The organism is Dietzia cercidiphylli, from assembly GCF_014145145.1.
GTDB classification, from domain to species: domain Bacteria; phylum Actinomycetota; class Actinomycetes; order Mycobacteriales; family Mycobacteriaceae; genus Dietzia; species Dietzia natronolimnaea.
The window spans coordinates 1-12,254 of sequence record NZ_JAALEA010000189.1 but is presented as its reverse complement, the minus strand read 5'-3'; the positions used below and the strand labels follow the sequence as shown (position 1 = coordinate 12,254).

Below are 12,254 nucleotides of genomic sequence, written 5' to 3'. Positions count from 1 at the left end.
GCCGCCGCGCGCGCGTGCCGTGGGCTGGGCTCCGCACTGGTCCTGCTCGACGCCGGGCGCGCCGAGGCGGTCGCGTTGGGGGCTGCGCTGGGATCGTTCCGGCCGGCCAAGGTCACGGCGAAGAACGACGACGACGACAAGGCGGACACCGTGAAGGTGTTCGTCGCGGAGGGCGGCGAGGACGCGGTGACCCGTGCCGCCACCATCGCCGAGTGCGTCGGCCTCGCCCGCGACCTGGTCAACACCCCACCCAACCTGCTCTTCCCCGGTTCCTTCGCGGACCGCGCCGCCGAGCTCGCCGCCGCCGCGGGCCTGGAGGTGGAGATCATGGACGAGGCCGACCTGGCCGACGGTGGATACGGCGGCATCCTGGCCGTGGGCGGCGGGTCGTCCCGGCCACCACGCCTGGTCCGACTCACCCACCGGGGCAACGAGAACCGGCCGCCCGTCGCCCTGGTGGGCAAAGGCGTCACCTTCGACACCGGCGGCATCTCCATCAAGCCGGCCGCGGGCATGGAGCAGATGACGATGGACATGGGCGGTGCGGCCGCCGTGGTCGCGACCGTCATCCTGGCCGCCCGGCTCGGTCTCGACCTGACCGTGGTGGCGACCGTCCCGATGGCCGAGAACATGCCGTCCTCGACCGCGTACCGGCCCGGCGACGTGCTCACCATGTACGGCGGGACGACGGTCGAGGTGCAGAACACCGACGCCGAGGGGCGGCTGATCCTGGCCGACGCCATCGTCCGCGCGTGCGAGGACTCGCCGTCCCACCTCATCGACACCGCCACGCTCACCGGGGCGCAGATGGTCGCACTGGGCAAGAAGTCCCCCGGTGTCATGGGCACCGAGGAGTTCCGAGACCGGGTGGCCGAGCTCAGCCGGGGGGTCGGCGAGGGCGGCTGGCCGATGCCGCTGCCCGAGGAGCTCCGCGACGGCCTCGACTCCCAGGTCGCGGATCTGACCAACGTCACCCCGCACCGCTGGGGCGGCATGCTCTCCGCGGGCCTGTTCCTCTCCGAGTTCGTCGCCGAGGGCGTCGAGTGGGCCCACGTCGACGTGGCGGGCCCGGCCTACAACGACGGCGGCGCCGAGGGCTACCTGCCCAAGGGCGGGACCGGTGTCCCCGTCCGGACGATGCTCGCGGTGCTCGAGGACATCGCCGCGGCCGGCTGACCCGTCCGCGGGCGGCTGACCCGTCCGCGGCCGGTCAGGCCTCGTCGGCTCCGCGCATCTGTTCGCGGAGCCGGCGGGCCCTCTCCTTGCGCTCGCGGGAGATGCGGACCTCCTCGAAGAGCCGCATCCGGTCCGGGTACCCGGTCTCCATCGCGTCGTAGAGGGGGATCTTGAGCTCGTCGGCGAGCTTGCGCGCGGTGGCCACGTCCCCCACCGGGCGTCGCGTCCACTCGCCGTCGAACGCGACGAGGAGGAGCCCGGGCACCGACACGAGGGTCTCGGGCTCCAGGTACGCCTCGATCCCCACCCGGGTCTCGCACCAGGATCGGAAGTGGGCGAGGTCGGCGGGATCCGCGGGGATCCGCGTCTGCCGCCGCCGGAAAAGATCGCGGATCGCCACTGTCGGTCTCCTCCCGTCGGCCCCCCGTCCGGGGTGGGGCCGTCTACGCCGAATCGATCGTACCGAGCCCGAGCACCGGTGATCGCGCGGCCGCCGGGCGGATCGGGCGCCCACAGACGCCGGGATCGGAGCGTCCGCCGACACCGGTAGGTGGCACAGGGCACAATGGGGGTCGATCGTCCGGGCGGGCCGCCACAGTGGTTCCGTCCCGGGTCGTCTCGAAGAATCGATAGCCCACCACCATGTCGCCGCTCACGCGGGTGCGGATCGCGCCGGCGGGCAGCGCCCAGAACTCTTGAGGAGTCACGACACCATGGCCTTCTCCGTACAGATGCCGGCTCTCGGTGAATCCGTCAGCGAGGGCACCGTCACCCGCTGGCTCAAGAAGGAGGGGGACACCGTCGAGGTCGACGAGCCGTTGCTCGAGGTCTCGACCGACAAGGTCGACACCGAGATCCCGTCGCCCGCCGCGGGCACGCTGTCCAAGATCGTCGCCGACGAGGACGAGACCGTCGAGATCGGCGGCGAACTCGCGGTCATCGACGACGGTTCCGGTGGATCGGACGACACCGACGAGCCGGCGGAGGATTCCTCCGACGACGATGTCGACGACGACTCCGATGACGATGCCGACGAGGCCGACACCTCCACGGAGGAGGCCGACGAGGCACCCGCCGAGAAGCCCGCGAAGTCCTCCGGCGACTCGGGCGGCAAGGGCTCGGGCGGCAAGGGCACCGAGGTCACCATGCCCGAACTCGGCGAATCCGTCACCGAGGGCACCATCACCAACTGGCTCAAGGCCGTGGGCGACACCGTCGAGATGGACGAGCCCCTGCTCGAGGTCTCCACCGACAAGGTCGACACCGAGATCCCCTCCCCCGTCGCCGGCACCCTGCAGAAGATCGTCGCCGACGAGGACGAGACCGTCGAGGTCGGTGCCGTCCTCGCCGTCATCGGCGACGGCGACTCCTCCGACCAGGACGACGAGCCCGCCGACGCCGACGAGCCGGCGGAGGATTCCTCCGACGACGATGTCGACGACGACTCCGATGACGATGCCGACGAGGCCGACACCTCCGCGGAGGCCGACGAGGCACCCGCCGAGAAGCCCGCGAAGTCCTCCGGCGACTCGGGCGGCAAGGGCTCGGGCGGCAAGGGCACCGAGGTCACCATGCCCGAACTCGGCGAATCCGTCACCGAGGGCACCATCACCAACTGGCTCAAGGCCGTGGGCGACACCGTCGAGATGGACGAGCCCCTGCTCGAGGTCTCCACCGACAAGGTCGACACCGAGATCCCCTCCCCCGTCGCCGGCACCCTGCAGAAGATCGTCGCCGACGAGGACGAGACCGTCGAGGTCGGTGCCGTCCTCGCCGTCATCGGCGACGGCGACTCCTCCGACCGGGACGACGAGCCCGCCGACGAGGGGACGTCCGACGCCGCCGAGTCCACCCGTCCGGATGACGCCCCCGCGCAGGCGGAGGGCGATGCCACCGACGCTGCCGGCGCTGCGGAGCAGGACGACGCCGCGGGCGGGACCCCGAAGACCGAGAAGAAGGCGGCGAAGAAGGCCGCCGCCAAGGCCGAGAAGTCCGCGGACGCGGACACGGCCGACGGCCCGGGTTCCTCGGGCGCGCAGGGCGAGCGGGCCGAACCGGCGGAGGCCGCCAAGTCCGGCACCTCGCCGTCCCCCACCCCGTTGGTGCGGACGCTCGCCGAGGAGAAGGGTGTCGACCTCGAGACCGTCGAGGGCACCGGGGCCAGTGGGCGCATCCGCAAGCAGGACGTGCTCGCCGCGGCGGAGAACGGGACGGAGAACGAGGGCGGCGCCACGGGCTCCGGCTCCGGTACCTCCCCCTATGTCACCCCGCTCGTGCGCAAGCTCGCGCAGGAGCACGGCGTGGACCTGGAATCCGTCACGGGCACCGGGATCGGCGGACGCATCCGTAAGCAGGACGTCCTCGCCGCGGCCGAGGCTGGCGCCGAGGGCGGCACCGAGGCCCCCGCGGAGAAGAAGGCCCCGGCAGGCGGCCCGTCCAAGGCCGGAGTCCGACCCGAACTGGCCGAGCTGCGCGGGACCACCAAGAAGGCCAACCGGATCCGCAAGATCACGGCCAAGAAGACCCGCGAGTCGCTGCAGACCAGCGCGCAGCTCACGCAGGTCTTCGAGGTGGACATGAGCCGCGTCGCTCAACTGCGGGCCCGGACCAAGAGCCGGTTCGCGGACGAGCACGGCGTCAAGCTCACCTACCTGCCGTTCTACGCCAAGGCGGTGGTCGAGGCCCTGGTCTCGCACCCGAACGTCAACGCGTCGTACGACGAGGACACCAACGAGATCACCTACCACGGTTCGGTGAACCTCGGCATCGCCGTGGACACCGAGGCGGGGCTGCTCTCACCGGTCATCCGCGACGCCCAGGACCTGGACATCCCGGGGCTCGCCAAGGCGATCATCGACCTGGCGGAGCGGGCGCGGGCGTCCAAGCTCACCCCGGACGACCTCCAGGGGGGCACGTTCACCATCACCAACATCGGGAGCGAGGGTGCACTGTTCGACACCCCGATCCTCGTGCCGCCGCAGGCGGCGATGCTGGGGACCGGCGCGATCGTGCGGCGCCCCGTGGTGGACGCCGATGACGACGGCGAGTCGATCGCCATCCGGTCGATGGGCTACCTGCCGCTGACCTACGACCACCGTCTCATCGACGGCGCGGACGCCGGTCGTTTCCTCACCACGGTCAAGGACCGTCTGCAGAAGGCCGAGTTCGAGGGAGACCTCGGACTGTAGGTCCCGACGACAGCGCGACGGGCGTCCTCCTCCGGGAGGGCGCCCGTCGTCGTCTGCGGGACCCTTCGGCCTAGAGTGGACGGCATGTCCCACACCGGTCTGTCCCTGCGCCGCGATCCGGTCGAGCCGGAGATCCGCCGCCTCGGCACCGTCGAGTACACCTCTACCTGGGAGCTGCAGCGAACGCTCGCGCAGGAGCGTGCCGACGGAGCCCGCGGGGACACGATCCTGCTCCTGGAACACCCGGCCACGTACACCGCCGGGAAGCGCACAGAGCCGTCGGATCGCCCGGTCGACGGGACCCCCGTCGTCGACGTGGACCGGGGTGGTCGGATCACCTGGCACGGACCCGGGCAGCTGGTCGGGTACCCGATCATCGCCCTGTCGAACCCCATCGACGTGGTCGAGTACGTCCGCCGGGTGGAGCAGGCCCTCATCACCACGTGCGCCCGGATGGGGGTGGAGGTCGACCGGGTGGACGGCCGGTCCGGGGTGTGGTGTCCGGCCGGTGACGGCCGGCCGGAGCGCAAGATCGCCGCCATCGGGATCCGTGTCCAGCGCGGGGTGACGATGCACGGTTTCGCGCTCAACTGCGACTGTGATCTCGATGCATACTCGCGGATCGTCCCCTGCGGGATCGTCGACGCCGGGGTCACGTCCCTCTCGGCCGAACTCGGACGGGACGTCCCCGTCTCGGAGGTCCTCGACCAGGTCACCTCCGACGTGGTGGAGGCGCTCGACGGTCGACTACCCGTGGGGTGATTCGAGCGTAGGCTGGCGGCCGTGACTGTCACTCCCGAAGGCCGCAAACTGCTCCGCATCGAGGCCCGCAACGCCGAGACGCCGATCGAGCGGAAGCCCTCCTGGATCCGGACCCGGGCCACGATGGGCCCCGAGTACAAGGAACTCAAGGGCCTCGTCAAGACCGGCGGCCTGCACACGGTGTGCGAGGAGGCCGGCTGCCCCAACATCTACGAATGCTGGGAGGACCGCGAGGCCACCTTCCTCATCGGCGGCGAACAGTGCACGAGACGCTGCGACTTCTGTCAGATCGCGACGGGCAAGCCCAGTGCCCTCGACCGGGACGAGCCGCGGCGCGTGGCGGAGTCCGTTCGCGAGATGGGCCTGCGGTACTCGACCATCACCGGCGTCGCCCGGGACGACCTCGACGACGGTGGCGCGTGGCTGTACGCGGAGACGGTCCGCAAGATCCACGAACTCAACCCCAACACCGGCGTCGAGAACCTGATCCCCGACTTCAACGGGGATCCGGATCAGCTCGCGGAGGTCTTCGAGTCCCGGCCCGAGGTGCTCGCGCACAACGTGGAGACGGTCCCCCGGATCTTCAAGCGCATCAGGCCGGCGTTCCGGTTCGACCGGTCCCTCGGAGTGATCCGCGCCGCCCGTGACTTCGGGCTGGTCACCAAGTCCAACCTCATCCTGGGGATGGGTGAGACCACGGAGGAGATCGTCGACGCGATGATCGACCTGCATTCCGCGGGGTGCGACATCCTCACCATCACCCAGTACCTCCGGCCCAGTCCGCTGCACCATCCCATCGACCGCTGGGTCAAGCCGGAGGAGTTCGTGGAGTTGTCCGACCAGGCGCGCGAGATCGGTTTCGCCGGGGTCATGGCCGGTCCACTGGTGCGGTCCTCGTACCGGGCCGGTCGCCTCTACGTCCAGGCTCTCGAACACCGCGGCCAGGAGGTTCCGCAGCACCTCGCGCAGTTGACCTCCGGGGGCGCCGCCTCGCAGGAGGCCTCGTCCGTGCTGGCGCGCGCCCGGGCCTGACCCCCCGCGGGCCCACGTCCGACCCGGCCGTCTCAGCCGGGCCACCCGGCCGACTCAGCCGCGCCACCCGTCCTGCTCGCCCTGTCCACCCCTGCGGCGAACCGCGGTTCCCGAACGGTGGTCCCCGCCACGTATCCTGAACGGTATGGCGAAGAGCGAGGTCAGCAAGGCGGACAAGAAGGCGGCTCGGGCTGCACGGCGGCAGGCGAGCAAAGCGCAGCGCGGGCAGATGTGGGAGGCCCTGAAGATCCAGTCCAAGCAGGACAAACTCCTGTGGCCCCTGATGATCGGCGCGTTGATCCTCTCCACCGCCGCGTTCTTCCTCCTGGGTTCGCTCTGGGGCGGGGAGTGGTGGATGCTCCCACTCGGTGTCCTCACCGGTCTGATGCTGGCGATGGTGATCTTCTCCCGCCGCGTCCAGAACACCGTGTTCGCGAAGGCCGAAGGACAGCCCGGTGCGGCGGCGTGGGCACTGGATCAGCTCCGATCGGGCTGGCGCGTCAATCAGGCCGTCGCGGCGACGACCAGTTTCGACGCCGTGCACCGCGTGGTCGGCCGATGCGGGATCGTCCTCGTGGGCGAGGGGCAGCCGCACCGGCTCAAGCCACTCATGCTGCAGGAGAAGAAGAAGGTCGCCCGGGTCGTCGGTGATACCCCGATCTATGAGCTGATCGTCGGCGACGAGGAGGGGACGACCCCTGAACAGGTCCCGCTGCGCAAGCTCAACCGTCGCCTGACCCGCTACCCGATGAACATCAACCGCGCCAAGGTCGACGCCCTGGACACCCGGTTGCGTGCGCTGGGCACCAAGACCGGCATCCAGAACCAGATGCCCAAGGGCCCGCTCCCCCAGGGCGCGAAGGTCCGCAACATGCAGCGCAGCGCCCGGCGACGGGGCTGACCGGGGCCGGAGCCCGTCACGCCCACCGGTCGTGCTGGTCGCGCCGGCCGCGCTGGTCGCACTCGCCGGCCGCGCCGACGGGTTAGCGCGAACAGATCCCCGGATCCGCCTCCGGGCCCACCGGGCCCACCGGGACCAGCTCCGGGGTCACCGGGTCCGGATCAGCGCCGTACCCGTCGCCCTGTCGTGCAGGCCGCGGCCGTCCTCGTCCTGGACGAGGGGAGGCAGCAGGAAGAACACGAAGGCGACCCGGACGATCGCACGGAGGACACCGACCCGCTCGTCGGCGTCGATCCGTGCGGTGCCGATCCCGAAGAGTGCCTGTCCGGGCGTCTGGGCGAAGAGCCAGACGCACACCACGCCGGACAGGCCCCAGAGCAGCGGAGTCGCCCAACTGGCCACGGCGGAGAACGTCTCGCCTCCGAGCAGGCCCGGTCCACCGAGGGTGACGACGAGTCCCACGAACCCGTAGGCCAGGAACCAGTCGACCAGTAGCGCGCCGAGACGCACCCCCAGCGGCGCGAGAGAGCCCTCGCCGTACCGGGGCAGCCCGAGCCGCTCACCTTTGAAGGCCTGCTCCGGCTCGTTGCCGGACGAGGTCGGGCCGGACAGCCATGATCCTGCAAGTTCACGCATGGTTCCCAGGGTAACCGGGGCCCGGTCGATCCCCGTGTCGACGTTCCCCCGCAGTGGTTGACTAGGCTGACCCCTATTGGGAGGGACACCACCCGGCCCGCCTCTGTAACACTGCCGAAACATTCGGTTGACGGCCGGGCAACACCTCGCCCATATCGTGAGGTCACCGCACGACGGGCGGCACCGGTTGCCCGTCGCACAGAGAGACGAGGAGCGACATCGTGGCATTCTCCACTCCGGACGAGGTCATCAAGTTCATCAAGGACGAGGGCGTCGAGTACGTCGACATCAGGTTCACCGACCTGCCCGGCGCCGAGCAGCACTTCACGATCGCTGCCGCGGCTTTCGACGAGGACATGATGGAGGACGGCCTGGCGTTCGACGGCTCGTCCATCCGGGGGTTCCAGTCGATCCACGAGTCCGACATGATGCTCCTGCCGGACGTGTCGACCGCTCGCCTCGACCAGTTCCGCAAGGCGAAGACGCTGAACATCAGCTGCTTCGTGCACGACCCCTTCACCCGTGAGGCCTACAGCCGCGACCCCCGCAACGTCGCGCGCAAGGCCGAGGAGTACCTGATCTCCACGGGCATCGCCGACACCTGCTTCTTCGGTGCCGAGGCCGAGTTCTTCGTGTTCGACTCCGTCCGCTACGGCTCGGGCACCAACCACGGCTTCTACGAGGTCGACTCGATCGCCGGCAACTGGAACACGGGAGCCGAGTCCGAGGCCGACGGTTCACCGAACCTCGGGTACAAGGTCCGCCCCAAGGGCGGGTACTTCCCGGTGGCGCCCTACGACCACTTCGTCGACCTGCGCGACGAGATGTCGACCAACCTCACCAACGCCGGCTTCGAGCTCGAGCGCTTCCACCACGAGGTGGGCTCCGGTGGCCAGCAGGAGATCAACTACAAGTTCAACACGCTCCTGCACGCGGCCGACGACATCCAGCTCTTCAAGTACATCGTCAAGAACACCGCGTGGAAGAACGGCAAGTCCGCGACCTTCATGCCCAAGCCCCTCTTCGGTGACAACGGCTCCGGCATGCACGCCCACCAGTCGCTGTGGAAGGACGGCAAGCCGCTGTTCCACGACGAGGCCGGCTACGCGGGACTGTCGGACGTCGCCCGCTACTACATCGGTGGCATCCTCCACCACGCGCCCAGCCTGCTCGCGTTCACCAACCCCACGATCAACTCGTACCACCGGCTCGTCCCGGGTTACGAGGCACCGATCAACCTGGTGTACTCGCAGCGCAACCGCTCGGCCTGTGTCCGTATCCCGATCACGGGCAACAATCCCAAGGCCAAGCGCATCGAGTTCCGCTGCCCCGACTCGTCGGGCAACCCGTACTTCGCGTTCGCCGCGATGATGATGGCGGGCCTGGACGGCGTGAAGAACAAGATCGAGCCGCACGCCCCCGTGGACAAGGACCTCTACGAGCTCCCGCCGGAGGAGGCCGCCGACATCCCGCAGGCCCCCACCTCGCTTTCCGCGGTGCTCGACCGCCTCGAGGCCGATCACGAGTACCTCACCGCGGGTGGCGTGTTCACCGAGGACCTGATCGAGAACTGGATCGAGTACAAGCGGGAGAAGGAGATCGCCCCGGTCAACCTGCGTCCGCACCCGCACGAGTTCGACCTGTACTACGACTGCTGATCCCGCAGCTCGCGTAATCGTTGAAACGCCCCGGCCCCTGTGGCCGGGGCGTTTACGGTTGACCCAGGACCGGGGAACGCCAGGAGGCGGGGAACGGAAGGGGTCGGGAGCTCGTGGACGCAGACGACGTGGACTTCCGGAGCGCCTCCCCGAGGGCCAGACCACTCAAGGTGGTCGCGGCCGCCCTGGACCCGGATCACGAACCGGGAACCGGCGGCGACGGCGAGAGCTACCCCGTGCTGCTCAAGCTGTCGCGGGTGCTCGACCCCGAGGAGGCGAGGTTGATCCTCGAACGGAACCCGTTCCTCCATGCCAGCGCGGGCTCACGCAAGCTCATCGCGATGGACACCTCGGTCGAGACACTGCGCGAACAGAAGGACCGTCTCCAGCTCCTCCTGGCCGAGGTCGAGGCGGACGCACTCGCCGAACAGGCCCGCCGCCGCTCCGAGGAGCACCGCGCGGCCGAACAGCGGCTGGCCGAGCTCCGTCGGCGGAACGACGTCCTCGGCGAGATCGAGTGGTGAACCGCCGAGGTCGTGGGGAAGCCGAGCTCGTGGGAGAGTGCTGAGATGAAGACACCCAGTTCCCCTCGCTCCGTTCAGGGCGCCGCCCGCTCCGCCGTCGACCATCCCGCCCTCGAGTGGCTGGCCCGCGCGGGCTTCGTCATGAACGGGATCCTCCACCTGCTCATCGGGTGGATCGCCATCCGGATCGCGACCGGATCGGGCGGAGAGGAGGCGTCCAACTCGGGTGCCCTCGCCGAGATCGCCTCCGCACCGGGTGGCCAGGCCCTCCTCTGGGTCGGCGCGATCGGCTTCCTCGCCCTCGGTCTCTGGCAGGTCATCGAGATGATCCTGGGATCGGAGGAGGCCTCGGACAGGGTCAAGGCGGGCGCCAAGGCCGCCGTCTACCTCGCTCTCGGCGTGACCACCGCCCGGTTCGCCTCCGGTGGATCCGATTCGGATTCCGAGACGGCGTCCGGTACCACCGCCGGACTGCTCGGCTCCGCACCGGGCAAGGTCGCGCTCGTCGTGGTGGGCCTCGTGATCATCGGCGTGGGCGCGTATCACGTCTACAAGGGCGCCACCAAGAAGTTCGTCGAGGACCTGGAACGCACCGGGGGCGGACACGTCGGGCGGGCCATCGTCGTCTCCGGTCAGCTCGGGTACATCGCCAAGGGTGCCGCCCTGGTCATCCTCGGCGGACTGGTGATCGCGGCGGTCGTGACCGCGGATCCCGAGAAGGCGGGCGGACTCGATGCCGCGCTGCGAACGGTCGGCGAGCAGCCGTTCGGCCAGATCCTGCTCATCATGACCGGCGTCGGGATCGCGTTGTACGGCGTCTACTCCCTGGGCCGTGCCAAGTACAGCCGGATGTGAGACGCCGGGCTCACACCGGCCGGGCTCAGCCGAGCTTGGGGAAGTTCTGGGGGCAGTAGGTACCCACGGCGGCGCCGAGGAAGAATCCCTGCTGCTCGGGGCCCAACCGCCCGTACTCGCCGAGCCACCCCGAGACCTCGTCCATCTGCTGGCCCCCGTCGAAGCGGCCACACGCCTCCGCGGCGGTGGCCACCGGATCCACGCCCTCGGGGAGTGCGACGTCCTGCCTCTGCAGCAGCGCGACGAAGTCACCGCCTCCGGGGGCGACGGGAGCGGGCTCAGCCGCCGGGGTGTCGTCCGCTCGTGGTTCCGGCGCGGGCTCCCCCGGCATCGGTTCCGGCTGCGGCTCGGGCGGCGGGGGCGGTGTCACGGGCCCGGTGGGCTTCTCCGGTCGCTCCTCGGCGAACGGGGTACTCGACGCGGCGGACGTCGTGGTGGACTCCGTGGCCACCTCGGGCGCCTCCCCCTCCACGGTCGCCCCGCCACAACCCCCGAGTACCACGGCGAGCGCGACCGCACCGAGGCCGGACGCTGCTGTCAGGATGCGTGAACTCATGGTGCGCATCGTAGGTCAACGGACCCGGTCCCCGGCAAGACGTACCGTCGCGATCACGCCCAGGTGATCGGTGCCACCCACCCGGACGGTCCTGGTCTCCCCCACCGCCGACGCTCCCCGCGCGAGCACGTGGTCGATGCCGATCAGTGGCGGGACGCGCCCGTCGGCTGGCCACGTGGGCACCCAGCCGTCGCCACCGCCGGAGACCGAATCGGTGTACCCCAGCCCACGCAGTCCGCGGAACCGGGCGTGGTCCCAGGTGGCGTTGAAGTCGCCGCCCACCACCACGGGGGCCGGTCCGGGCAACCCGCCGAGGTACCACCTCAGACGGTCCGCCTCCTCGACCGCGGCGGGACCGTCGAACACGGGCGCGACGGGGTGAGCCGCCACCACCGTCACCGGACCCGCGGGGCCGGCCATGTCCGTGCGCAGGACTCCCAGGCTGAATCCGGCGACCCGCTCGGGTGGCGAGAGCGGGTACCGCGACCAGACCGCGACGCCCGCGGCCTGCGGGGCGGCATCGGATGCCTCGTGCGGGAGCATCTCGCCGAGGCCCGCCGCGCGGAGACCGTCGACAGCCTCCGGGGTGGCCTCCACCGTGATCAGCAGATCGACCCCGCCGTCGCGGACGGCACGGGCCACGTCGACCGGGTCGGCTCCGCCGTACTCCAGGTTCTGCACCAGCACCCGGAGGTCGACGCCCTCGTCGTCGTCGTACCCACGGGCGGGTGACACCAGCGGGCCGTACTGGACCGCCCCCGCCCCGACCAGCGCCACGGCCACGACCGTCAACACCACGGAGCGGGCGCGCAGCGCCGCGAGGACCGCGATGAGGGAGAACGCCCAGGCCCACAGCGCGAACGTGGCCAGGACCAGGACCGCGGGGACCTCGGAGGTCGAGTGGTGCAGTGCGATTCCCGCCGCGGCCACCAGCGCGGCCAGCACGGCCGCCGCCCGGGCCACCGG

12 protein-coding genes are annotated in these 12,254 nt (G+C 70.5%); 8 read left to right on the top strand and 4 right to left on the bottom strand.

All coding sequences use genetic code 11. The features are described from left to right. On the top strand, window positions 1-1,176 hold a 1,176-nt coding region (locus tag G6028_RS07515), incomplete at its 5' end, for a leucyl aminopeptidase (RefSeq protein ID WP_241730615.1). A gap of 34 nt (window positions 1,177-1,210) precedes the next feature. On the opposite strand, the gene G6028_RS07510 is transcribed toward G6028_RS07515, so the two are convergent. Continuing rightward, on the bottom strand, window positions 1,211-1,576 hold the full coding sequence (locus G6028_RS07510; RefSeq protein WP_179525019.1) for an oxidoreductase: 366 nt from the start codon (window positions 1,574-1,576) through the stop codon (window positions 1,211-1,213). Window positions 1,577-1,889: 313 nt separating this feature from the next. Between G6028_RS07510 and sucB the strand changes: the two genes are divergently transcribed. The 4 genes from sucB to G6028_RS07490 all read left to right on the top strand — a co-directional run bounded on the left by sucB (window position 1,890) and on the right by G6028_RS07490 (window position 7,059). Further along, on the top strand, window positions 1,890-4,364 hold the full coding sequence (gene sucB, locus G6028_RS07505; RefSeq protein WP_182658491.1) for a 2-oxoglutarate dehydrogenase, E2 component, dihydrolipoamide succinyltransferase: 2,475 nt from the start codon (window positions 1,890-1,892) through the stop codon (window positions 4,362-4,364). Window positions 4,365-4,448: 84 nt separating this feature from the next. Continuing rightward, window positions 4,449-5,126 carry a lipoyl(octanoyl) transferase LipB gene (gene lipB / locus G6028_RS07500; RefSeq protein ID WP_182658490.1) on the top strand — a complete coding sequence of 226 codons (678 nt, stop codon included), beginning with the start codon at window positions 4,449-4,451 and terminating at the stop codon, window positions 5,124-5,126. Between the two features lie 21 nt (window positions 5,127-5,147). After that, window positions 5,148-6,158, top strand: a complete 1,011-nt coding sequence (gene lipA / locus G6028_RS07495) for a lipoyl synthase (protein ID WP_182611207.1) — start codon at window positions 5,148-5,150, stop codon at window positions 6,156-6,158. A 145-nt stretch (window positions 6,159-6,303) separates the two neighbouring features. Next, on the top strand, window positions 6,304-7,059 hold the full coding sequence (locus tag G6028_RS07490; protein ID WP_179525016.1) for a DUF4191 domain-containing protein: 756 nt from the start codon (window positions 6,304-6,306) through the stop codon (window positions 7,057-7,059). A 147-nt stretch (window positions 7,060-7,206) separates the two neighbouring features. Here G6028_RS07490 and G6028_RS07485 read toward each other — a convergent pair whose 3' ends face one another. Next, window positions 7,207-7,695 carry an RDD family protein gene (locus tag G6028_RS07485; RefSeq protein ID WP_179525015.1) on the bottom strand — a complete coding sequence of 163 codons (489 nt, stop codon included), beginning with the start codon at window positions 7,693-7,695 and terminating at the stop codon, window positions 7,207-7,209. Between the two features lie 221 nt (window positions 7,696-7,916). Here G6028_RS07485 and glnA point away from each other — a divergent pair, with 221 nt between their 5' ends. The 3 genes from glnA (at window position 7,917) to G6028_RS07470 (ending at window position 10,732) form a co-directional block, all read left to right on the top strand. After that, window positions 7,917-9,353, top strand: coding sequence for a type I glutamate--ammonia ligase (glnA, locus tag G6028_RS07480; protein ID WP_179525014.1), 1,437 nt, complete (start codon window positions 7,917-7,919; stop codon window positions 9,351-9,353). A 113-nt stretch (window positions 9,354-9,466) separates the two neighbouring features. After that, window positions 9,467-9,877, top strand: a complete 411-nt coding sequence (locus tag G6028_RS07475) for a hypothetical protein (protein WP_179525013.1) — start codon at window positions 9,467-9,469, stop codon at window positions 9,875-9,877. A 45-nt stretch (window positions 9,878-9,922) separates the two neighbouring features. Next, window positions 9,923-10,732, top strand: a complete 810-nt coding sequence (locus G6028_RS07470) for a DUF1206 domain-containing protein (protein ID WP_182611208.1) — start codon at window positions 9,923-9,925, stop codon at window positions 10,730-10,732. A 25-nt stretch (window positions 10,733-10,757) separates the two neighbouring features. Here the strand turns inward: G6028_RS07470 and G6028_RS07465 are convergent, their stop codons facing one another. Both G6028_RS07465 and G6028_RS07460 read right to left on the bottom strand, forming a co-directional pair. Further along, window positions 10,758-11,288, bottom strand: a complete 531-nt coding sequence (locus G6028_RS07465) for a DUF732 domain-containing protein (RefSeq protein ID WP_241730614.1) — start codon at window positions 11,286-11,288, stop codon at window positions 10,758-10,760. 15 nt (window positions 11,289-11,303) lie between these two features. Continuing rightward, window positions 11,304-12,254: endonuclease/exonuclease/phosphatase family protein (locus G6028_RS07460; protein ID WP_241730613.1), on the bottom strand; the 951-nt coding region annotated here is incomplete at its 5' end.

Coding starts and splice junctions, on each gene's coding strand:
- lipB (WP_182658490.1), top strand. CDS start 4,449: ATGTCCCACACCGGTCTGTCCCTGCGCCGCGATCCGGTCGAGCCGGAG.
- G6028_RS07485 (WP_179525015.1), bottom strand. CDS start 7,695: ATGCGTGAACTTGCAGGATCATGGCTGTCCGGCCCGACCTCGTCCGGC.
- G6028_RS07470 (WP_182611208.1), top strand. CDS start 9,923: ATGAAGACACCCAGTTCCCCTCGCTCCGTTCAGGGCGCCGCCCGCTCC.
- G6028_RS07465 (WP_241730614.1), bottom strand. CDS start 11,288: ATGAGTTCACGCATCCTGACAGCAGCGTCCGGCCTCGGTGCGGTCGCG.
- sucB (WP_182658491.1), top strand. CDS start 1,890: ATGGCCTTCTCCGTACAGATGCCGGCTCTCGGTGAATCCGTCAGCGAG.
- G6028_RS07490 (WP_179525016.1), top strand. CDS start 6,304: ATGGCGAAGAGCGAGGTCAGCAAGGCGGACAAGAAGGCGGCTCGGGCT.